The organism is Alysiella crassa DSM 2578, from assembly GCF_000745955.1.
GTDB lineage: Bacteria > Pseudomonadota > Gammaproteobacteria > Burkholderiales > Neisseriaceae > Simonsiella > Simonsiella crassa.
The window spans coordinates 1-24,221 of record NZ_JQKH01000035.1; the positions used below are offsets into that span (position 1 = coordinate 1).

Annotated in this window: 18 protein-coding genes and 1 pseudogene; 9 read left to right on the top strand and 10 right to left on the bottom strand. The window is 45.9% G+C overall.

The features are described from left to right. Window positions 1-210, bottom strand: a pseudogene (locus Q338_RS06595) (IS4-like element ISAba33 family transposase); the annotation flags it as partial. A gap of 119 nt (window positions 211-329) precedes the next feature. Beyond that, window positions 330-842, bottom strand: a complete 513-nt coding sequence (locus tag Q338_RS06600; protein ID WP_147293674.1) for a hypothetical protein — start codon at window positions 840-842, stop codon at window positions 330-332. 182 nt (window positions 843-1,024) lie between these two features. Between Q338_RS06600 and argF the strand changes: the two genes are divergently transcribed. Beyond that, window positions 1,025-2,029 (top strand): ornithine carbamoyltransferase, encoded by a 1,005-nt coding sequence (gene argF / locus Q338_RS06605; RefSeq protein WP_034293319.1) that lies wholly within the window; start codon window positions 1,025-1,027, stop codon window positions 2,027-2,029. Between the two features lie 59 nt (window positions 2,030-2,088). On the opposite strand, the gene Q338_RS06610 is transcribed toward argF, so the two are convergent. The 8 genes from Q338_RS06610 to Q338_RS06645 all read right to left on the bottom strand — a co-directional run bounded on the left by Q338_RS06610 (window position 2,089) and on the right by Q338_RS06645 (window position 16,141). Continuing rightward, window positions 2,089-5,265, bottom strand: a complete 3,177-nt coding sequence (locus tag Q338_RS06610) for a DUF2339 domain-containing protein (RefSeq protein WP_169815853.1) — start codon at window positions 5,263-5,265, stop codon at window positions 2,089-2,091. A 298-nt stretch (window positions 5,266-5,563) separates the two neighbouring features. Beyond that, window positions 5,564-6,076, bottom strand: a complete 513-nt coding sequence (locus tag Q338_RS06615) for a gluconokinase (protein WP_034293321.1) — start codon at window positions 6,074-6,076, stop codon at window positions 5,564-5,566. Between the two features lie 377 nt (window positions 6,077-6,453). Next, entirely contained in the window at window positions 6,454-7,845 is a 1,392-nt protein-coding gene (locus tag Q338_RS06620; RefSeq protein WP_034293323.1) for a GntP family permease, read from the bottom strand. Between the two features lie 358 nt (window positions 7,846-8,203). Continuing rightward, complete coding sequence (locus tag Q338_RS06625; protein WP_051968526.1) at window positions 8,204-8,944, bottom strand: dienelactone hydrolase family protein; 741 nt, start codon at window positions 8,942-8,944, stop codon at window positions 8,204-8,206. Between the two features lie 304 nt (window positions 8,945-9,248). Continuing rightward, the gene (locus Q338_RS06630) at window positions 9,249-9,905 is read right to left on the bottom strand and encodes a hypothetical protein (RefSeq protein ID WP_034293328.1); all 657 of its coding nucleotides are present in this window, start codon (window positions 9,903-9,905) and stop codon (window positions 9,249-9,251) included. A 257-nt stretch (window positions 9,906-10,162) separates the two neighbouring features. Further along, window positions 10,163-11,506, bottom strand: coding sequence for a signal recognition particle-docking protein FtsY (ftsY, locus tag Q338_RS14060; RefSeq protein ID WP_377896442.1), 1,344 nt, complete (start codon window positions 11,504-11,506; stop codon window positions 10,163-10,165). 2,581 nt (window positions 11,507-14,087) lie between these two features. Further along, complete coding sequence (locus Q338_RS06640; RefSeq protein WP_034293330.1) at window positions 14,088-15,029, bottom strand: ABC transporter ATP-binding protein; 942 nt, start codon at window positions 15,027-15,029, stop codon at window positions 14,088-14,090. Next, window positions 15,029-16,141 (bottom strand): metallophosphoesterase, encoded by a 1,113-nt coding sequence (locus tag Q338_RS06645; protein WP_034293333.1) that lies wholly within the window; start codon window positions 16,139-16,141, stop codon window positions 15,029-15,031. Before Q338_RS06645 ends, Q338_RS06640 begins: the two co-directional genes overlap by 1 nt. A gap of 352 nt (window positions 16,142-16,493) precedes the next feature. Here Q338_RS06645 and nadE point away from each other — a divergent pair, with 352 nt between their 5' ends. From nadE to Q338_RS06685, 8 genes are all read left to right on the top strand, one after another. Next, complete coding sequence (gene nadE, locus Q338_RS06650) at window positions 16,494-17,285, top strand: NAD(+) synthase (protein ID WP_034293353.1); 792 nt, start codon at window positions 16,494-16,496, stop codon at window positions 17,283-17,285. 66 nt (window positions 17,286-17,351) lie between these two features. After that, window positions 17,352-17,834: a signal peptidase II gene (lspA, locus tag Q338_RS06655; protein WP_115723597.1), complete on the top strand. Its 483-nt coding sequence runs from the start codon at window positions 17,352-17,354 to the stop codon at window positions 17,832-17,834. Window positions 17,835-17,858: 24 nt separating this feature from the next. Continuing rightward, window positions 17,859-18,794: an Abi family protein gene (locus Q338_RS06660; RefSeq protein ID WP_034293339.1), complete on the top strand. Its 936-nt coding sequence runs from the start codon at window positions 17,859-17,861 to the stop codon at window positions 18,792-18,794. Window positions 18,795-18,951: 157 nt separating this feature from the next. Next, window positions 18,952-19,359 (top strand): hypothetical protein, encoded by a 408-nt coding sequence (locus Q338_RS06665; protein WP_034293340.1) that lies wholly within the window; start codon window positions 18,952-18,954, stop codon window positions 19,357-19,359. Between the two features lie 62 nt (window positions 19,360-19,421). Continuing rightward, complete coding sequence (gene ispH / locus Q338_RS06670; RefSeq protein WP_034293355.1) at window positions 19,422-20,357, top strand: 4-hydroxy-3-methylbut-2-enyl diphosphate reductase; 936 nt, start codon at window positions 19,422-19,424, stop codon at window positions 20,355-20,357. Window positions 20,358-20,448: 91 nt separating this feature from the next. Next, complete coding sequence (dnaJ, locus tag Q338_RS06675) at window positions 20,449-21,594, top strand: molecular chaperone DnaJ (protein ID WP_034293342.1); 1,146 nt, start codon at window positions 20,449-20,451, stop codon at window positions 21,592-21,594. Between the two features lie 80 nt (window positions 21,595-21,674). Then, entirely contained in the window at window positions 21,675-22,667 is a 993-nt protein-coding gene (gene pdxA / locus Q338_RS06680) for a 4-hydroxythreonine-4-phosphate dehydrogenase PdxA (RefSeq protein ID WP_034293344.1), read from the top strand. Window positions 22,668-22,981: 314 nt separating this feature from the next. Further along, the coding region (locus tag Q338_RS06685; protein ID WP_211249430.1) for a hypothetical protein at window positions 22,982-24,221 on the top strand (1,240 nt) is incomplete at its 3' end.

Here is a 24,221-nt window from a genome sequence, read left to right on the forward strand (position 1 = left end):
AAAAACAACTTCCTTAAAAAACCGTTGGATACGGCGATAGGAAGAGGCGTTTGTTGCTTTGGCATCAGGGAAAAACATTGCCAATTTGCTCAAATTACAGGTCTGCCGCATGGCAATGGTACACAATAAATACACAAAAACAATAACGTGGCTCTTGTGCCATTTGAAAGTTTTGGTTACGATATGGGTAAGTTCGCTCAATTCAGTCATATTGGATTAGTCGTGAGAAAATTAATACGATACCACTGAATTGATGCGGACTTATTTTTTTATTGTACTTTTTTTGTCGTGTACTGAAAGGCTGCCTGAAATAATGGGCGCAATTCGTGTTAGGTAAAAATTAATCTAATGGCAAAGGGAATTACGGTTAAAAGAGCGGGAATAATCAACAATGCATGGAATAAACAAAATGCTAAAATTTCATCTTGTGTTTGAGATTGAATCGCTTCATCGCTCCATTTCAGATGATAAGCCTCTTGTCCAGTTTTCGAATCAAATAAGGTGATGGAGTGTGGAACACTTTTTTCTGGAATAACCCAAGACATATATTCCAAATAATGACCTGAAACTGTCGCTCTATAATTGTCTTCAGGTAAATTGCACAAAGAAATGCTTTGTTCTTCGTTCAAATAACCACAATCTAACCAAAATTGGGTTCTGTTATTTTCTGGAGTATAAAATCGCACACCGCTTCTTGCTGAATAAAAAGATAAATTTTTCTGCAAAAATTCTAGTTCATTAAACTGATGGCGACTCAGAAAAAAGAAAATAGATGCCACAATACTGACGGCAATATAACAGCAAATAGTTGTTTTAATGATTTTGTCTTCATTCATACTCATAAACAAATTTCTTATTATCAAAAATTCCCTTTCAGGCTGCCTGAAATGTAGCCACCCGCCCCACTTTTGTCAAGCGACTAATTTATATTTTATATTATATTTCAATCAATTATACTTTTCAGGCTGCCTATCTCTTTTTTACGTTACAATATTTGCTTTTCCATCAAAATTAGGTTTGCAAAATGAATTTACATCAACGCTCATTTTTGAAATTATTGGATTTTTCGCCTGCGGAAATTTCGGCTTTATTGGATTTGGCGGCAAAATTGAAAGCAGACAAGAAAAATAGTTCGGAAAAACAATATTTGGTCGGCAAGCAAATTGCGCTGATTTTTGAAAAAACGAGTACGCGCACGCGTTGTGCTTTTGAAGTGGCGGCGCGAGACCAAGGGGCGCATGTAACGTATTTGGAACCTTCAGGCAGCCAAATCGGGCATAAGGAAAGTGTGCGCGATACGGCGCGGGTGCTGGGGCGAATGTATGACGCGATTGAATATCGCGGTTTTTCGCAGAATGTGGTGGAAGAATTGGCGGAATTTTCGGGCGTGCCTGTGTACAATGGTTTGACGGACGAATTCCACCCCACGCAAATGTTGGCGGATTTGCTGACCATGCGCGAGCATTGTGATAAACCTTTGAATAAAATCAGTTTTGCTTATTTGGGTGATGCGCGTTTTAATATGGGCAATTCTTTGTTGATTGCGGGCGCGTTGATGGGCATGGACGTGCGGATTGCCGCACCTGAATCCTTGCAACCGAGCGCGGAACTGCTTGAAAAAGTGCAACAAATCGCACAACAAACGGGGGCGCGTATTTTAATTACGGATAATCCGCAGGCTGCCGTGTCGGGCGTGGATTTTGTGCATACGGATATTTGGGTAAGCATGGGCGAGCCTGAACAGGCTTGGCGTGAACGCATTGATTTGTTAAAACCTTTTCAGGTGAATGCGGATTTGATGGCGGCTACGGGCAATGTTCACGCGAAATTTATGCACTGTTTGCCATCGTTCCATAATCGGGATACGAAAATTGGCGAGTGGATTTTCCAGACTTTTGGTTTGGACGGGGTGGAAGTTACCGAAGATGTGTTTGAAAGCGCGGCGAGCATTGTGTTTGACCAAGCGGAAAATCGTATGCACACAATTAAGGCGGTGATGGTGGCGACTTTAGGGAATGTGGAAATTTAATTGGATTGAATAATTTAAGGCAGCCTGAAACGTTTTCAGGCTGCCTTTATTTTATAAAATTAATCTTGTTTACGCGGTGGCGCAGGCGCAAACCAACCCACCAACAGCAATAATAAACCCACCACAATAAACGACACAATCCGCGCCATACCGCCACTGTTCCCCAGTTCCACAAAAAATAATTTCAACACCACCACGCCCATCAAACTCGCGCCCACCAACCACAGATTGCGCCAGCCTTTTTGATTGCCGCGCACCATCAGCGCAATCGCCACGCACGCCCACACAATAGACAAACTCGCTTGCAAACCAAAAGAAGCCAGCAAATTCGGTAAACGCCACTCCACGTCCAAATAAATATGCCAAACGCGCATCACCGCCGCACTCACGCTAAACCATGCCAACGCAAACGGTAGATTTAACGCCAAACTGCGCCCTTCTGCATTTTTGGGCAACCAAGCGCGTAACCAACACATTAATTGGGCAATAATCGCCGCAGTCGCCAATTCCAATGGATTGAGCAAGGGCAAATATGCCCAACCTGCCGTTTTGGGCGTAACCCAGTTTGCCCACAGCAACCAACTCACGGCATACATCGCCAAAATCAGGCTGCCTGAATCCCAATACACGGCGGCATATTTTTTCAAATACGACTCGTGTCGCCAAACATAAATCGCCACCCACGCCGCCATCGGTACCAGCAACCACGCCAATTGCGCCCACACGCCCAACCAGTGCGCCGCACCCAACTGACCCACAAACCACGTCCACGTTATCATTAACACGGTGAACACGACATAATGTGCCGTCAAACTACGCAAACACAGCAGCAACGCAACCAGTAAAATTGTTGCGCCCATTAATTGCAGGCTGCCTGCCCATAAATTGCCCTGTACCCATTGGCTGCTTTCCATCCAAATCATGAAACACATCAGCAAACCCATCATGGTCGCCGCTTGCAAACCTTCGCGCCAACGCGTGTATTGCGCCCACACCGCCAATGGCACGGCAACGATTAAAAATTCATATAAATTATTATTTAAATTAAATAATTTATCAACATGATACACCAAAACGCAACAGCCCACCGCCAGCAATGCCCACGCAAATAATGCATTCAAGAAATCAGGTTTATCTTCATCCTGCCAAATCGCTTGATGTAAACAAAATGCACTCGCTAACCAAGCCAGCGCACAATAAATCATCATGCTCGGCGCAATCATGCCATGATTAAATATCGCCAAAACACAGGCAAAACCGCCTGAAACCAAACTGAACACGCTCAATACGGTATTTTGCTGTTTGAATTGCAAAGCGGCAAACACCAGCGCATACGCCGACAACGCCAACATGCTTCCCAGTACCGCAAACGCCAACATGGGCAAAGTCAGCGCGTGTATTAATGAAATCACCAAAATCCATGATTGGCAATAGGCTTCCCATTCTGCCGACTCTTTGCGCCATGTCGCGTGCCACGCGTAATACATCCACGCGCCGCCCGCCATCGCCAAAAATGTGCCAATCAATGAGCCTGATAATAAAGTCTCCGTCCCCAATTTCAGGCTGCCAAATTGCGCCACCGCCGCCAAAAGATACACGCCCACCGCACACAAACGCGTGTAGGGCTGCTTTTGTTTCAAACCAAAATGGTAAACCAATGCCGCTTCCAATGCCCACGCGGTTGCCGTCCATTGTCCTTCCAGCGCAAACAAAATGGTTAAAGTGATGAAAATGAAAGACAACATGGAAAATGCTTGTTTCATCACGTCCAAATGTTCATTGTTTTCGCGCACAAAATAGTAAGCAAACACCGCATACACCAGCGCAAAACCCAACGCCGACCACGCCGCGCCGTATGCCCACTCGTTTACCATTTGATATTGCAGCCCAAAAGCCATCAACGCCGTGCCAAACAACAACGTGCCATCTAATCCGCCAATTTGGCGACCACTTGCCCACACACTTGCCACAATTTGCGCCAAACTCGCATGATTGGGCAATGTGTTCAGGCTGCCTGAAAACGCTTTGTCTGCCAATGTGCGTTGCGCGAAAAAGCAAGCAATCAGCGTGTACAACAACCAATGGTAAAGCAAAAAGGGTTCGGTTTGCGCGAAGTGAGCTGGACGATACGCGTCCGCGCCCCACGCCGCACCAATCAAAAAAGTCCCCACAAAACCAATCAAATTCAACGACCGCCACGCCTTAAACCACGCCACCACCGCCACGCCCGTGTTCATAATTGCCAAATAAGTAAACAAAATCAAAAAGCTGCCATTTTCATCAGCCGTCAAAACAGGCGCAGCCACGCCGCCCAATACCGCCACTTGCGCCAATACCCGCGCGTCCTGCCGCACCGCCTGCCACACCATCGCCGCCACCAAAGCCACCATCACCACAAACACCACACCAGCAGGCACCAAACCATGCCATTTCCACGCCGACAGCGAAGTTAAATACATGACCGCAAAGCCAAATCCTTGCAACACCAAACCATAATCACGTTTGCGTGCGCCCAATTTCACGCCACCCACCGCCGCCGCCGCGCCCGTGCCAAACACGGCTAAATACTTCAATTGAATAGGAATATAGCTGCTCACATAATTCAGCAAAAACGCCAAACCCAAAAACAAAACCACCACCCCTGTTTTCAACAAAGGATTGCCTTTCGCAAACCACGCCATAATCGGATTGGGTTCACGCGGCGTGGGCGCAGGTTTCGGGCGCACCACGCGAATGGGGGATTTGGCGGCAATATGATTTTCAGGCTGCCTGAAGTTTTCTGTTTCGTTTTGGGAATGTGAATCTTGGGAAATTGAATTTTCTGCCGCCAACGCATTTTCAGGCTGCCTGAAAATTTGAGTTTCGGCTGGGGAATGTGAATCTTGGGAAATGAAATTTTCTGCCGCCAACGTGTTTTCAGGCTGCCTGAAAGTTTGAGTTTCGGCTGGGGAATGTGAATCTTGGGAAATGAAATTTTCTGCCGCCTGACCGCGTTCCAATTGCGCCAAACGCGTTTGCAAATCCGCCACTTGCTGCTCCAACTGACGGACACGTTGCGCCAAATTTTTTGCGGTGGGTGGGGTGCGAGACGGCTGTTCCTGTTTCGGGTCAAACTCATCTGCAAACAGCCAATACAACCCCGCCAACAACACAAAAATGGACACGAAAACCGAAGCACTTTGACTGAACAAGCCAATCAGTAAGGCAGGCAAACACACGCATATTAGAAATTTCATGATAGCCATTCCCAAAAATAGAATATTGCTATCGTATCAAATAAGTTGGGGGAATGTCAGACTGTTTGATAATTTTTACGCAATTTTGGACAAATCAACGTGTGTTAATGTGGTTTTTCATTAGGCAATAAAAAATGTTCAGTAGTAGGGTGCGCCATGCGCACCAAACACACCACAATATTTCAATGATTCCAGCCATTTGGTGCGCACGGCGCACCCTACTGTGATTTTTGTCGTACGGTAATTAGGCAGTAAAATGTTCAGGCTGCCTATTTTGTAAACAGGCAGCCTGAAAGATTTATTTTTTCACACTATCCAACCATGCTGTGATGATTTTGCCCACTTCTTCGGGCGTGCCTGCGCTGTCAATTACCACGCCGCGTTCATCGGCTTGGAGCGGCTCTAAAATCGCCAATTGCGAATCCACCATGCTGGCTTTCATATAATGCCCCTGCCGCGCTGCCATGCGTTCGCGGTTCACTTCAACGGGCGGGGCAAGGTGGATAAAATAAACTTCGCCGTCTGCGCCGCGCAAAATATCGCGGTAGGCTTTTTTCAGCGCGGAACAGGTTACCACGCTGTATGGTTTGCCTGCGCGTGTTTGTTCGCTCATCCAGTCGCGCAAATTGGCGAGCCATGGGGCGCGGTCTTCGTCTGTGAGTGGAATGCCTGCGCCCATTTTGTCGCGGTTGGCTTGGGTGTGGAAATCGTCGCCTTCGGCGTAGGGGCAATTTAAATGGTTTTGTACGGTTTGGGCGGCGGTGGTTTTGCCGCAACCGCAAATGCCCATAATGACAAAGTGTTGGCTCATTTTGATTTATCCTGTTTTGTTTGAATTTATTTGTGGGGTTTGATTTTGGGGAACTGGTTTTCAGGCTGCCTTTCACTACCCTACAAAAATAAAATATTGCCTGAAATCGTTGAGATATTGCAATCTAACCCCCTCTCCTTTGGGAGAGGGAAAAATCGTGGCACATTGAAAGTTTTACCCTCTCCCTAACCCTCTCCCACAGGAGAGGGAACAGATGAGTGGTAGACAAAAATTTGTAGGGTAAATGAAAGGCTGCCTGAAAATATGGGAAAAAATGGCTAATCGTCGGGCTGGGCAGCGTGGTACGCGGCGCAACGCGTGTTCAACGCAATAATATATCGCCCATTTTTCTGTTTTCAGGCAGCCTGAACATCACATCACCCCAAAATCATCACCGCAATCGCTGATAACACAAAACCAATCACCGCAATCAGCGTTTGATTAACTGTCCATGTTTTCAAAGTGGTGGCTTCGTCCATATTCAGCAATCTGCCCACCAACCAGAAACCCGAATCGTTCACATGACTCGCCGCCACCGAACCTGCCGCCGTTGCCAACACCACACCAGCCAATTGCCAGTCGTTGTAGCCCACCGCCGCCACTGCAGGTGCCATCAACGCCGAAGCCGTCATCAAAGCCACCGTTGCCGAACCCTGTGCAATCCGCAACACCAACGCCACCAAAAAACAACCCAATAACACAGGCACACCCAAATCGCCCATCGTGTCCGCCAACGCTTTACCAATGCCCGAAGCGCGTAACACGCCGCCAAACATACCGCCCGCGCCCGTAATCAAAATCACCGAACAAACTGGCGCAAGTGTACCGTCCAAAGTTTTTTCCAATGCGCTACCCGTCATGCCACGTTTACGTCCCAAGAAATACATCGCCGCCAACACGGAAATCAACAGCGCAATCGGCGTTGTGCCTATCATGCGCAAAAATTGCACCCATTCTGCTTTACCGTCCACCCATTTGGCAGAACTTGCCATGTGTAAACCCGTGTTCATAAAAATCAACAACATGGGAATCAACATCAAGACAATGACCAAAGCCGCACTTGCAGGCTGCTGGGGTTGGTCATCATCTTGTTTGCCAGCCAATAAATCCGCCACAGGCACAGGCACGGGGAACAATTTATTCGCCGTCAAACCCCACCAATAGCCGCTCACCAGCCACGTCAAAACCGCAATCGGTAAACCCAAGAGCAAAACATAACCCACGCCCGCGCCATATAATTCCGAAGCCGCAATCGCCCCTGGGTGCGGCGGCAAGAAAACGTGCATCACCGAAAACGCGCCAATAGACGGCAGCGCATACGCCAACACATTAGAATTCATGCGCCGTGCGGTGGCAAATACAATCGGCAACATCACAATCAAACCCGCGTCAAAAAACATCGGGAAACCAAAAATCAACGAAGCCACGCCCAAAGCCAATGGTGCGCGTTTTTCGCCAAAAGTGCGTATCATCGCGTCCGCCAACGATTGTGCGCCACCCGATGTTTCTACCAAACGCCCCAACATCGCGCCCAAGCCCACCAACAAAGCCACGCTGCCCAAAGTGCCGCCAAAGTTTTTCACCAAAACATCGTTTACCAATGCGCCATAGGGTAAACCTGTAGCAATCGCGGTAAACAAGCTCACCACCATCAGTGTGAGTAATGCGTGTACGCGAAATTTGATAATCAGCAATAAAATCAAGCCAATCGCCACCGCCGCAATGCTCAATAATGCGCCTGCGCCCAAAGTTTGTGTCCAGCCGTCCATCTTAAACTTGCTCCCAATCTTGTATAACACATAAATGAATAAGTGAATCGTAGCACAATTTGCCTATCCCGCATTTGATTTGACACAAAATTCCACAAATCATTTAAATAGTGATGTTTTTATTCATGAATAATAATGAAGCACACATTACAAACCAAAATATTGAAATAATTTAAAATTTTATAATCAATATGCACGCTTACTTTTTCAGGCTGCCTGAAAATACACGACAAAACTCATGTAGGGTGCGTATTACGCACCAAATTATCAAGCTATTTGAATGATTTGGTGCGTGATACGCACCCTACATCTTGGGTGTTTATCAAAATGGTCGTGTACTGAAAGGCAGCCTGCACATTTATTTCAATGTCCGCTCCAACCAAGCCAAGGCATTTTCCCAAGCTTGCTGGGCGGCGGCTTGGTCGTATGCCAAATCTGCGCCGTTGCGTTTGCCGTTTTCGGTGGCTTGCGGATTGGTGAAACCATGTCGCGCGTTGGGCAAAATATCCACATGGTATTTCACTTGCGCCGCGTCCATTTCGGCACGAAACGCCGCCACATCGTCCAGCGTACACATGCTGTCTAATTCGCCGTGTTCCACCAAAATTTCGGCTTGCACCACGCCTTGTTTCACAGGCTGCTCGCTCGTTACAAAACCGTGAAAGCTCACCACCGAACGTAAATCCAAACCCTCACGCGCCATGCCCAACACCACGCGTCCACCAAAACAGAAACCCATTGCCGCCATTTTATCGGGGTTCACTTCGGCAACGGCGCGTAAATTATTGAATGCCAACTCGGTGCGTTCATTTAATAAATCAGGGTTTTGCAATAATTCGCTCATGCGCTCATTGGCAATATTCGCATCGCTGGTAACACGCCCTTCGCCATACATATCCACCGCCAACACCACATAACCCGCTTTCGCCAACGCTTCGGCGCGCGCCAAAATATGTTCGCCCAAGCCCCACCATTCGGGAAACACCAGCACGGCAGGATACGCGCCCACGCTTTCTTCATTTACGCCATCGGGAAAATACAAACGGCTATGCAAAGACACGCCCGCTTCAGTAATATAATTTAACATCATGTTTTTCATATTCATTCTCCATATCGTTCAATGACATTCAAAATTTAGAGTATAAACCAAAAAAGTTCAGGCAGCCTGAAAATTGTATTTTATACCCATTGTTGTGATATGGTTAATTTTTGTCAAACAATTTTGTATTGTATTTTTGCAAAAAATACCCCGATATTTCAATTGGCTGCTTTCAGGCTGCCTGAAATATCGGGGGATTTGGTGGAATTTGTGAATGTCGGCTGAAAATAAAAAAAGCTGGGCAAAATCCCAACTGTGAATCGCGTGGGTGCAAGCACCCACCCTACGCTTGCTTGTTCTAAAATTAATAAAAATATTCTTTATACATCTCTAAGTATTCAGGATAAAGTTCTTTACTTTGAGTAACTTGAAGAGCAAGATATTCCACATCAGAAAAATGCTTAAACTTAATATCTTTAATACTACAATATCGTAGTCCATTTTTGGAAATTGCTTTTTCACCACGAGCTACCGCATAAGTTACTTTATCAATTTCAATTTTTGCTCCTTTTGTTTTAAATGTACCCCATAAAGTAGTCGCAAGATTCTTACCATTATAACGTCGATACCCCAAATTATCGGTGAAAAAATATTTGCTATCATCGTTTGATGAAAACCAGCATCTGAATACTTCTTGGCGGTTAGGTAAGGAAATATGCAAATATAATTGAGCAACATTGTATTTTGTACAGCCACTCAAACGAACAGTACCACACCGTTCTTCCTTTCTAATTTCTAATGCAATAGGTAAATTATCATACGCTTGCCATTCAGTATAATTGCCATAATTGTAATCTGGTTGCTTTGATTGATGGAAAAACACGGGTAATACCATAATTCCACATACACCTAAAAAAATGAAATTACGATATTTGTTAAGCCATGTATTGTCGGATTTAGCAAGCGTAGTGTTGGTGCTTGCACCCACGCGTTCTGTGTTTTCTATTTTATTATTTTCCACTCACATTCCCTTTCAGGCTGCCTGAAAATTTTCTGCTCATTTTTATGAGCGTGGTTAATTTTTGTCAAGCGATTTTGTATTGTATTTTTGCAAAAAAATATCCCGATATTTCAATTGGCTGCTTTCAGGCTGCCTGAAATATCAGATTTTGCGCCATCAGTTTCACCATCCAATTCCATAAAAAAATAAAACAGCCCAAAAAACAATCATCTTGTTTTTCAGGCTGCCTGAAAATGGATAAACACATTTTATTTCAATTAATTATCTGCTTCATCCAACAAAGCATCCACAAAAGCACGCGCGTCAAATGGGCGCAAATCGTCAATCCCTTCGCCCACACCAATATAGCGCACAGGAATCGGACGGTTGCTCGCTAATGCCGCCAACACGCCACCTTTCGCCGTGCCGTCCAGCTTGGTAACAATCAAACCCGTTACGCCCAGCGCATCATCAAATGCAACCACTTGATTAATCGCGTTTTGTCCAATATTCGCGTCCAAAACAACCATAATTTCATGTGGCGCGTCTGGCATGGCTTTTTGCAATACGCGTTTCACTTTCTTGATTTCTTCCATCAAGTGCAATTGAGTGGGCAAACGTCCCGCCGTGTCCGCCAACACCACATCAATGCCTTTGGCTTTGGCAGATTCCACCGCGTCAAAACACACCGCCGCGCTGTCGCCCGAAGCCTGCGAAATCACGGTAACGCCATTACGCGCCCCCCATTCCTGCAACTGCTCACGCGCCGCCGCACGGAAAGTATCGCCCGCCGCCAGCATAACCGATTTGCCTTGCGCTTGGAAATATTTGGCGAGTTTGCCGATGGACGTGGTTTTGCCCGCACCATTAATCCCCGCCATCATAATCACAAATGGCTGACCCTTTTCAGGCAGCACCAAAGGTTTTTCTAATGGTCTGAGCAAATCATACACCGCTTCTTTCAGCGCGGCGCGTAATTCTGCGCCATCTTTCAAGCCTTTGAGCGAAACGCGATTACGCACTTCTTTCATCAATTGCTCGGTAGCTTCAATGCCCATATCGCTGATTAATAAAGTGGTTTCCAGCTCTTCGTACAAATCTTCGTCAATTTTGCCGCCGCCAAACACACCAGCCAGCGATTTCGCCATCTGATTGCGCGATTTGCTCAAACCCGCTTTTAAGCGGCTCGCCCAACCGCGTTTGTCCGCTTCCAATTCGTCTGGCGACAAAGCGGTCGCGGTTGCCGCCGTTGCTGCGCCAACCATCGCACCCGCCACCACATTATTGCTTAATTCAGGCGTAGGTTTTTCAGGCTGCCTGTCTTGATGTGATTCAGCCACTTCAACCGTTTCGGGTTCGGGTTCAGATTGAGATTCCGCCAAATCAATGGTTTCTGTGTCCGCCGATTCTGTGTTCAAATGCAAAATGTCTTTCGCGCCGTCCACCACTTCATGCGCCAAAATTTCCGCGCGCAGTTCCAGCTCTTCCACTTTGTCCGCCAAAACATCGGTGAAATCGTCCACCCATTCTTCCGCGTGTTTCAAGGCATCGCTCACTTCATGCACCAGAATTTCGCCGCGCATTTCCAATTCTTCCGCCTTGTCTTTCAAGGCGTGCGCCATGCCGTCCACCCACTCTTCCGCGTCGTGTTCCCACTCTTTCACGGTATCGGAAATGCTTTCTAGCACCGATGTTTTTTCAGGCTGCCCATTTTCTTCGCCCAAGGCAATGGCTTCATCAACATTGACCGCCGCCACATGTTCATTTGATAAATCAATCTCTTCATCAGACAATAAAACGAAATCTTCGTGCAAATCCACCGCCACATCGTCCAACACAGGCACATCATTTTCGCTTGCCGAAGCGCGTTCTGCTTCCATCAATTCCATCAATTTGGTTTTGGGCGGCACAAAATCTTCCATCGCGGTGATTTCGGCAGACACGCGCTCCAATTCGTCCATGCCCGATAGCGACACTTCTTCCAAAGTCTCGGCAGGCAATTCGGCAACGATATTGGTAAAATCAATTTCATCTTCAAATGTTTCAATCTCTTCAATCACATCATTTTCAGATTCAGGCTGCCGTGTGTTTTCCGCCAATGCCAAACCAGAATCTTCAGACGGCGCGACAGGCGTTTCCAACACAGAATCCGCCGCGTCATCAGCCAATTCCATTTCCGAAATTTGCGCCAACAATTCCGTTTCATCAATAGAATCAGCCACATCGTCCGCCAAATCCATCTCGGCAATCTGTTCCAGCAATTCATGTTCATTGACTTCTTCATTTACCGAATCCATCAAATCCACAGAATCGTTTTCAGGCTGCCTGTGATTTGCAGTTTCCGATTGTGGTGTGGATTCAACCGTTTCGTTGGCAAAATCCAATTCCAATTCCGTGTCCATCGGCGCACGCGCAGACGGCGTGTCCGTGCCAAACCAAGACGTTTCGTCAAACAATTCCAATTCCGTCTCGTCCAAAGGTTCAGCCGTCAAATCCACTTTGGCGGGTTTGGATTTTTCCGCCCAAATATCGTCCAAGCTGATGTTACTGTCCACTTCGCGCACTTCAGGCTCGGTGTGGGTGGTCAAATTCAGTACTTCTTCAATGGATTTGCCCACGCTGGCAGCCACAACAGGGCGTTTCACAACGGGCGCATCTTCTTCCACCGTCATCACATCATCTAACACGATGTCATCGGTGCTGATGGTTTCGGTGATTTCGGCGGTATGGTTTGCCAAACTGGTTTCATCAAATTCGGGTAATTTGTTCAGATTGTCGCCCAAATTTGCGTTTTTATCGTCAAATTCTTCTAAATCATCATACAAATGGCTCAAATCCGCGTCTTTCAATTCTGCCGCTTCTTTGTCAATATCAATGGCGAATTTGCTTGCCATCTCATTTTTCATTTTGTCCAACCAAGCCATTGGGTCATCATCTACCGTACCCAAATTCAAACCTGATGATTTTTCAACGGTTTTTTCGGCTGTGGCAAGCGTTTCCGCAGCCGCAGGTTGGGGCGACGTGAGCACATCATCGTCTAAAGAAATCTCATTTTCCACAGGCGCAACAACAGGCGCGGTTTGCGTGTCTTCAAACAGCGTATCGTCTTCAAATTCAATATTTTCAAATGCGCTTGCCGCCAATGCAGACAATTCAGGTTCATCATCAAATGTATCATCTACAATGACATTATCCATCTCCATCAAACGATTAGATGAATGAGCGGGTGCCGCTTGAACCATTTCTTCTGCTTCGTCCAAAGCATATTTTTCGGTTTCAGGCAGCAATTCGGGCAAATCGTCTTGTTCGTCTAATTGTGCCGCGTCTGCTAAAAAGCCGTGATTATTGTTCACGCTCGGCGTGTAGTCATCGCTCAAACCAAACAAGGCTTCCAAATCCGAGCCATCAATGGTTTCCAATTCATCTTCGTCAATGTGAACGGGGGCGATTTCGGCGGTTTCGCTGGCAACATCGTAATCATCGGGTTTGAAGCGTTGGCTGTTCACACCATAATCGCCGCTATCCGCCGCTTCAAACAATTCCGCCGCAAACGCCGCAAACGAATCCAATTCCGCTTCCGCAGGTTCAAATAATTCATCATCATCGGCGATGGTGGTTTGCACTTCGGGTTCGGCTTCGCTGCTGATGGCTTCGGCTTCTTCGGCGGCTGCCATTTCGGCGGCGAATGCTTCGTCTTCCGAATAAATTTCTTCTTCGGTTTGGGTTTCTGCTTCTAATTGCTGGCGCAACGCCAATAATTCCGCTTCAATATCGTCCATTTCGCCAAGCAAGACATCGGCATCAATTTCTTCCATATCGTCTAATGGGTTGGAATCTAGGCTATAAGTTTGCAAAATATCATTGCTGGAACGGCTATCCGCAGATGGTGCAATGAAATCATCGGCATCATCAAATGCGTTATTGGTTGATGGTTCTGACGCATCTACTTCAAAATCCAGTTCTAAAATATCTTCGGTAGGCAATGTCTTTGCGTCCGTTTTTTGGATGGTGTCAGTCATTTTTGTTCCAATTTCAAAGATTTTAATGTGTGGAATAACTTGTATGATTTTGCCCACACTTTTCAGGCTGCCTGAAAAATGGGCGCGAAAAAATGAGCATATTGTATCATGCTTTACATTTCATGCGCGTAGCAAGATGGCGTGATTGGGCATTTATTAATTTTGTCAATGGAATTTCGGTCATTCAGCGCAAAATATTTGTGTGAAATGGCACAATTTGGCTTTCATCAATATGAATACAAATAATTGATTGTTCAATAAATTGATTGGCAAAAAAAGTGAGTTCGCCCCATTTGGGGTGCATAATCAACACGCGCCAATTCGCAGGCTGCCTGAAACACGCCAGCACCGCACAATTCTCTCCATCTTGTTTTGTCCATTCAAGGGCTTGCGGCGGAATATAATGTGATTCGCTCACATTCAAACAGCCCAATAATCGCGCCGCCTGCGCCGACACGGGGCGGCGGAACAATTCGGCGGGCGTGCCATATTGGATAATTCGCCCATCGGCAAGCAAGGCAATGTGCTGCGCCGTGAGTGCGGCTTCGGCGGGGTCATGGCTGACGAGTAGCGCAGGAATATGGTATTCCCGAATCAGCGCGATGATTTCCTGCTGAAGCTGTTGGCGCAAAGCGGTGTCCAAGCTGGAAAATGGCTCGTCCAACAACAATAATTTTGGTTGCACAATCAAAGCCCTTGCCAATGCCACGCGCTGTTGCTCGCCGCCCGATAATTGGGCGATGGTGCGGTTGGCAGCGTGGCTTAAATTCAGTTTTGCCAACCAGTTTTGCGCCTGTTCACGCGCCGCCGCTTTCCCCACGCCGCGCAAACGCACACCAAACGCCACGTTTTGCCAAACATTTAAATGCGGAAATAAGGCAAAATCTTGAAACATCATGGCAATTTCCCGTTTTTCAGGCTGCCTGAACGTGATGTTTTCGCCATTGAGCCAAACTTCGCCCGAATCCGCCTTTTGCAAACCTGCGGCAATGTGCAGCAAAGTGGATTTGCCGCTACCGCTCGCCCCCAAAATTGCCAATATTTCGCCCGCTTCAACTTGCAAATCAATGTGTTCGGCAACCATCGTTTGCCCAAATCGTTTGGTTATGCTTTTGAATGCAAACATTATTTCCCTTTCACATCAATTATCCACACTTCCGATTGTGAACCCAAGCGAAACGGCACGCCCCAAAAACCAAATCCAGACGTAACCACAAAATGCCCCTGATTAATCTGTTCATAACCATACGCCACGCGATTAATCGCATAAACAAATAAATTTAAAGGGAAAATTTGCCCTTTGTGTACATGCCCCGACACCTGCACATCAATGGGCAATTGGGCGTGTGTGGCAATGTCATCGGGGCGATGGTCTATCAGAAAAATCGGTTCAGCCGTGTTTACTTGTTTCAATAAATCAATGGTTTGGGCGCGTTGCATATCCAATTGGTCGGGGCGACCAATCAGCCAAAAGCGATTATCCACTTTCAACACATCATCGTGTAACACTTTAATCCCAGCTTCTTCAATGGCTTGTGTAATTTTTGCCGCCGTGCCTTGCGGGTCGTAACGCCCCATATCGTGATTGCCCAAAGTAGCGTACACCCCTAATGGCGCACGCAATTTCGCCAAATGTGGCTGCATATTTTCTGCTTCATACACCAGCGTGTTATCGTCCATAATATCGCCCGCCAACAAAATTATATCCACTTGTTCTTGTTGCATAATATGGGCTAATTTATCCAATTGCCGCGCCCCAACCAATGCGCCCAAATGCGTGTCCGCCGCCATGCCTATGCGAACGGGTTTTGCCAACGGTTTGTCAATTTGCACCGAAACGCGTTTCACCACAGGCACATAGGCGTTATACACCGCCAAAGCAAATAAGCCACCAAACACCACAGGCGCAAGCACACGCAAATGGGTATTCAATAAAGCGGCATTGTGTTGATATTTCGGCGTTTTACGCAAAATTTTTGCCAATATGACCACCGCCGCCGTCGCCAAAAACGCAAACCACAGCAAAACCATCATGCTCGCGGAAAAACGAAACAGCCGCAACGACCGAATCATGCTCAATAAAAACAAGCCATCTACCGCCAAAAACACACCAGCGTACAACCATTTACGCGCCCTTACATTGTGGATATTGAATTGCCACATCAGCACACGCGCAAAGTTATACGTTAAAAATTGCATTAAAATCAGTATAATAATAAAAACTAGGGGAAATTTCATTGCAGGCTACCTGTAAAATTAAACCGTGTATTTTATCAATTTATTCAATGTTATAATGATTGATTGGCGGATTTTATTTCGCAGATTAGACGAATGTGTTTTTCAGACTGCCTTTCCGTACCCTACAAAAAATGAAATACTACCCTAAAATCGTTAAGATACAGCCATCTACCCCCTCTCCTTTGGGAGAGGGCTGGGGAGAGGGAAAAATCGTGGTGCATTGAAAGTTTTACCCTCTCCCTGAACCCTCTCCCACAGGAGAGGGAACAAAGAAGTAGTAAGCAAAAATTTGTAGGATACTAAAAGGCAGCCTGAAAATAATAAATTATTTTTAAAACAAGGAAATATAATGATGCAAACCCCAAAAATCATTCAACACATCAGAGCATGGCTCAAAGATTACGCCACGCAAGCGCACGCCAAAGGTTTTGTGGTCGGCGTGTCGGGCGGCATAGATTCTGCTGTGGTTTCAAAACTTTGCGCGATGACGGGCTTGGACGTGTTGTGCCTGAATATGCCCATACGCCAAAAAGCCGACCAATTTGACCGCGCCGCCGCCCACATCACCGATTTGCAAAAGGAATTTGCCCACGTTCGCAGCTTAACCATTGATTTAACGCCCACTTTTGAACAATTTGAGCAAACCGTTTCAGGCAGCCTGAAAACGGAAAACTGGGATTTGGCAATGGCAAATACGCGTTCGCGTTTACGCATGACGACTTTGTATTTTTATGGGCAAATCAATGGTTTACTCGTGGCAGGCACGGGCAATAAGGTGGAAGATTTTGGTGTGGGCTTTTTCACCAAATATGGCGATGGCGGCGTGGATATTAGCCCGATTGCCGATTTATTAAAAACCCAAGTATATGAATTATCAAAAGAATTAGGCATTCGCCACGATATTCAGGTTGCCGCGCCCACCGATGGTTTGTGGGACGGCGAGCGCACGGACGAGCAGCAAATGGGCGCGACCTATCCCGAATTGGAGCGAGCGATGGCGCAACACGAAAATGGGGTAACACGCGAAAGTTTATCGGGGCGCGAATTGGAAGTATTTGATATTTATGCGCGGCTCAATCGTGCCACGCAACATAAAGTGCAGCCGATTCCTGTGTGCAAAATTCCTGCGGCATATTGGGCGTGAGATTTTCAGGCAGCCTGAAGCTGCTTTTGGTGTACAATCACGTGATTTAATTGAATGGGTTTTTCTATGAAATATTTGCCTTTATATTTGATGGCTATGGCTGTCATTATCCTAGACCAAATCACTAAATGGACTGTGTTAGCCAAATTCCACGATTTTGAACGCTTGAATATTATCCCCAATTTCTTTGATTTAACATTGGTTTATAACTATGGCGCAGCGTTTAGTTTTTTGGCAAACCATAGTGGTTGGCAAAAATATTTTTTTATTGTGCTGGCGTTTGTGATTAGCGGCTGGCTGGCGAACAGTGTGCGTAAGGGTGAATTTGGCAAGCTGGGCAATTTTGCGGCGGCAATGATTATTGGCGGCGCGTTTGGTAATGTGATAGACCGTTTTATTCACGGAAAAGTGGTTGATTTTATTTTGGTTTATTATCAAGATTGGTACTATCCTGCGTTTAATGTTGCCGACAGTTTTATTTGCGTGGGCGTGGCTTTGCTCATCATTGACGGCATCAAGCAAGCGAAAAAAGCGAAACAGGCAGCCTGAAAATTCAAATTAGCGACCCAAATCATGGCACAACAACCCTTTAAAGATTGGAAAACTTTTGCCGAACAAATTGATTTATTAGAACAACGCGGCATGGTTTTCCACGATAAAGCGCAAGCCGAAAAAGAATTGGCGAGGATTGGCTATTATCGTTTGAGTGCGTATTGGTATCCGTTTAGGCAGCATTTGGCGACAGGTGGACGCGATGATGTGTTTGTTGCCAATACGCAATTTGATGATGTGATTGCGCTGTATGATTTTGATAATGCGATTAAAATTCTGGCATTGGAAGCCATACAGCATATTGAAATTGCCATGCGTACCCAAATTGCCTACACATTGGGCAAACACAATCCCATTGCCCACACCCAAGCGCATTATTTCAATCCCAAATTCAACCATGCCGAATGGTTGGCAAAATACGAAAATTTGCGCGACCACGCCAAAGACGATTTTGTGAAACACAATTTGGCAAAATATGGCGAATTACCCGTGTGGGTGGCGTGTGAGATTTGGGATTTTGGTGCAATGTCCAAATTGTACAAAATGATGACGGAGCGCGACCAAAGGCAGATTGAAAAACACTTTCACTTATCCAACAAAGAATTAGGTAGTCATTTACATGCGCTGAATATTGTGCGAAACACAGCAGCACATCACGGACGTTTATGGAATAAAAGCGCGATTGGTATTCCCAAAATCAAGAAATTACACGGACTTCATTGGCAATATCTGAATCATGAAAAGCCATTTGTGGCATTTTGTTTGATGAAAAGAATGCTGAACGTGATTGACCCTGCACGGGCGCGTGATTGGGGAATGCGTTTTCAGGTTGCCTTAAAAACATTTCCACATCAAAACTGTGCGCCAAATGAAGTGAATTTGCAACAATTTGGTATTGGCATTTTCCCGAAAACAGGCGAGTTGATGAATTTAAACCATTGGCAACTTTGGAAATAGGTGAAAACAGAAAACCCCCAAGTCCGTACTGCAACAGCATTTCGCTGCTCGGAAACATTGGGGGTGTTGTTGAAGTGAATTATAAAGTCGTGCGCGACCAAATTCAAGTTAAACTTGTAAAAATCAATTTTCAGGCTGCCTGAAAAAGGATTAAACCATGAAATATTTGTTTGCTTTATTGTTACTTTCAGGCAGCCTGAATGCGCTTGCCAGCCCGTTTGTGCAAGAAGATTTTGTGCCAGTTGCCGAAAGCGGTTATGGCTGCTATGTATTTGATGATACAGGAAAACAGATTATGGTTTCCGATGTTCATATCTTGCATTTTGACCAGCAAACATTTAAACCGATTCGCCAATCTATTTTGCCCAATCACGGGCGTTTTGCGAAACAAGCGCGTTATCAAGCGGGCAAAAATCAGGTGATTTTCCGTGCCATTATCGCGCAAAAATTGAATGCACAAGACCGTAAAAACGGCATTCTGGACAAAGCAAACGGACGATTTGAATATCGCCAAAATGGGCGCATGGTTTATCGTGGCAATTTTAAAATAGAATGCGCTGCTTGATTTTCAGGCAGCCTGAAACCCCAAAACCACACACAAAATCACAAATAGAAAGAAAAACCAAAATGACCCAAAAAACCATTACCCTAGCCAACCCACGCGGCTTTTGCGCAGGCGTGGACAGAGCCATCAGCATTGTAGAACGCGCCTTGGAAGAATACGGCGCACCGATTTACGTTCGCCACGAAGTCGTGCACAACAAATTTGTGGTGGACAATTTGCGCGACAAAGGCGCGATTTTCATTGAAAATTTGGCAGACGTGCCACAAGGCGCAACCCTGATTTACTCCGCACACGGCGTGAGTAAAGCCGTGCAAGCCGAAGCTGCCGAACGTGGTTTTCGCGTGTTTGATGCGACCTGCCCGCTCGTAACCAAAGTGCATAAAGAAGTGGCGCGTTTGGACGAACAAGGCTACGAAATCATCATGATTGGACACGCAGGACACGTTGAAGTGGAAGGCACCATGGGGCAACTGCCGTCTGGCAAAATGAAATTGGTGGAAGTGGTGGAAGATGTGGCGGATTTGGTCGTGCAAAATCCCGACAAATTGGCGTATGTCAGCCAAACCACGCTTTCGGTTGATGAAACCAAAGACATCATCGCCGCCCTGAATGCGCGTTTCCCCAACATCAAAAATCCACACAAAGAAGACATTTGCTACGCCACCACCAATCGCCAAAAAGCCGTGAAAGATTTGGCAAATGAATGCGATATTGTGATTGTGGTTGGCTCGCCAGCCTCGTCCAACAGCAACCGTTTGCGCGAAGTGGCAGCAGGCTTGGGCGTGGACGCTTACATGGTGGACAACGCATCTTATCTGGAAAAACAATGGTTTGACGGCAAAAGCAAAGTGGGCGTAACGGCTGGAGCCTCCGCGCCCGAAGTGCTGGTAGATGGTGTGATTGCGCAAATTCGCGCGTGGGGCATTGACGATGTGCAACAAGGCGATGGCGAACCTGAAACCATCGTGTTTGTGTTGCCCAAAGAATTGCGGAAATAAGTTTGCAGGCTGCCTGAAAACTTGATTTTTAAGCACATAACCCCATATTCCCCACAATCCAGTTCACTCATTCAACACAAAACAAACCATTATGAATAACAAAGATTTATACGAAACACTGGGCGTATCGTCATCGGCTAGCGATGAAGACATCAAAAAAGCCTATCGCAAATTGGCGATGAAATATCACCCCGACCGCAACCCCGACAACAAAGAAGCGGAAGAAAAATTTAAAGAAATTCAAAAAGCTTACGATATTCTCTCTGATTCACAAAAACGGGCAACCTATGACCAATTTGGCAGCGCGGCATTTGAAAATGGCGGGGCTGGTACAGGGGGCTTTGGTGGTTTTGGCGGCGGATTTGGTGGGGCGCAAGGTTTTGATTTTGGCGATATTTTCAGCCAAATGTTTGGCGGTGCAGCAGGTGGTGGCGCACGTCAGCCCAATTATCAAGGACAAGATTTGCAATACCAAGTGGAAATTTCTTTGGAAGAAGCCGCTTCGGGCATTCGCAAACAAATCACCATTCCCACTTATGAAGAATGCGATGTGTGTCATGGCTCGGGCGCAAAACCTGGTAGCCAAGCGACCACTTGTTCCACCTGTCGAGGTTCTGGCACGGTGCATGTTCGCCAAGCCATTTTCCAAATTCAGCAGACTTGCCCCAAATGTCATGGTTCGGGCAAGGAAATCAAAGACCCATGCAATAAATGTCATGGCGAAGGTCGTGTAAAAACGTCTAAAACCGTAGAAGTGAACATTCCTGCGGGCATTGACGATGGGCAACGCATTCGTTTAACAGGCGAAGGCGAACCAGGCATGCGCGGCGCACCATCTGGCGATTTGTATATTCATGTGTCGGTGCGCGAACACAAAGTGTTCCACCGCGACCCAAATGCACCCACCGATTTGCATTGTGAATTGCCAATTAGTTTCGCCATTGCTGCATTGGGCGGCGAAGTGGAAGTGCCAACTTTGGACGGCAAAGTGAAATTAAACGTCCCCGAAGGCACGCAAAACGGCAAACGTCTGCGTGTAAAAGGCAAAGGCATGAAGTCGGTACGCAGCAGTTTGGTTGGCGATTTGTATTGCCATGTGGTGGTGGAAACGCCCGTGAATTTGACGGAACGCCAAAAAGAATTGTTGCGCGAATTTGAAAATATTTCCACACCCGACAACGTGCAAACGCCCAAACGCAAAGGGTTTATGGATAAATTAAAAGAAATGTTTGATTAAATCAATTCAATCATTTTCAGGCAGCCTGAATTGCCCAATTGAGCGGTTTCAGGCTGCCTGAATTTTTTCGGGAGATAAATATGTTACAAAACAAAATCATCGCCATCACATCGGGCGAACCTGCTGGGATAGGGGCGGATATTTGCTTGGATTTGGTGGGCATGGATTTGCCCTGCCACGTGGTGGTGTTGGGCGATATGGATTTGCTGCAAAATCGCGCCAAAATGTTGGGAAAATCGGTCAATATCCGCGAATTTGACGCTTTCAGGCAGCCTGAAAACAATACGCTGGACGTATTACATATTCCTTTGCGCGATGTGTGTGAAGTCGGTAAACTCAATCCGCAAAATTCGCCCTATGTGATTGAATTATTAGATAAAGCCATGAGCGGCATTCAAAGCGGCGATTTTGCGGCAATGGTAACCGCACCCATCCACAAGGGCGTGATAAACGATTATTTTGGCGCAAAAATGTATTTTAGCGGACACACTGAATATTTAGCCGAACAATCCAATACCAAACAAGTCGTAATGATGTTGGCGGGCGGTGGAATGCGTGTTGCGCTGCTGACCACGCATTTGCCTTTGCGCGAAGTGGCAGACGCGATTACGGCGGAATTAATTGAAAATATTGCAGAAATTGTACACACAGATTTGCAAAATAAATTTGGCATTTCATCGCCCAAGATTTTATTGGCAGGACTGAATCCGCACGCGGGCGAAAATGGGCATTTGGGACACGAGGAATTGGAGATTATGCAACCGACCGCCGCGAAATTGCGCCAACGCGGCATTCAGATTAGCGACCCTTTGCCTGCGGACACGCTGTTTCAGCCGTTTTATTTGGACACGGCGGACGCGGTGTTGGCGGCGTATCACGACCAAGGTTTGCCAGTATTGAAACACGCGAGTTTTGGTGGCGGCGTGAACATTACGCTGGGGCTGCCCTTTATTCGCACTTCGGTGGACCACGGCACGGCTTTGGATTTGGCTGGCACAGGCAAAGCGCATTCAGGCAGCCTGAAAACAGCGGTGGAAGTGGCTTGGGAGATGGTGCAAAATTTACCAAAATAACACAATTAAAATTCGTTTTTCCATATTTTTAAACAATACAATGTTTATTAATAAAAAATATCGCAAATTATATTTAAAGTAACATAAATCCAGTATTTATTTTAAAGTAAAATCCATCTAACTTTTAAAGATAATTCACTATACTTTTGAAATATTTGAGTCACTGCTTCAAAAATAACAAAATTTAACCAAAAAATTAACCTACCATAACAATAAGCAAGGTAAAATATTCCTATACTTTTTATTTTTCAATAAAGTACATGACTGTGAAGTTAGATTCACACAACAAAACAGCGAATTATAGATAATATATAGTGCAACAAGGTAAGATTATGCTATCCTTGTTTTTAAATATAATTTATCTCTCTGTTTTAAAACCTAAGCAGTATTTCCTAAACATCTTAAAATTAAGGATTAATGCCATGAAAACTTCCCAATTTGTCTTAACTACTTTATGTACCGCAGTGTTAGCAGCTTGTAGTAGCAGTGGTAATGGACAGAGCCCATTTACTCATCACATGAGCAATGTAAATCAACAAGCATCGTATGAAAGTGCACAACAAACTGCTCTTTCAGCCTATCAAGCCGCACAAACTGCTGTTAATAATGCAGTTGCAAACCACAATAGCAGCAGCATAGAAGCCAATAATAGCGAAAGTAGCCTTAAAGCCGCACAAACCAGCGTAAATCAAGCAGTCACCACTGTTGCCAAACAAACAGCTGTGCAACAAGCCACCCAAGCTAAAAACGCCGCTGACCATGCTTTAAATAAAGCAAATTCTGCACTCTCTCAAGCAACTACTGCTCAAACTCAGGCAAACAATGCCTTGAAATCAGCTCAAGCTGCAGTAACAGCCGCCAAAACTGAAGCAGATAAACAAGCCGCTAATGAATTGGTAGCAAATGCTGAAAAATTGGTAACTCAAGCGCAAATCAACCAGCAGAATGCACAATCTTTACAAGCACGTGCCACCCAAAACCATCAACAAGCACTCGCTCTACAAGCACAAGCAGCACAAAATTATGCTCTCGCCCAAAATGCTGATAACACCGCTAAAACAGCAGAACAAAAAGCCAATGATGCCTTAAATGCAGCAAAAACCGCTGTTAATACATCTTCTAGCAACCTGAAAACGGCAACCGAAGCTAAAACCAGTAGCGACAATGCACAAAAATCTGCTGAAACCGCCAAAACAGCTGCAGCTACAGCAATTCAAGCTGCTACCACAACTGCTGCGAAAAAAGACGCATCTGATAAAGCTACTAGTGCAAAAACCGCAGCCGATAATGCTGTCAAAACCGCCAAAACCGCCAAAGCTGAAGCAGATAAAGCCGTAACTGCTGCTCAAACAGCCAAAGCTGAAGCGGATAAAGCTGTTGCTGCTGCAACCAATACCACTAAAGCAGAAGCTCAACAATTACAAACTCAAGCAGCCGAACAATTGAAACAGGCACAAGCAGCTCAAACAGCAGCGCAAAACCAATTAACTGCCAGCCAAACCGCTGCAGCAACTGCTGCCACTACAGCAGCAACCGCATTAACAGCTTACAACA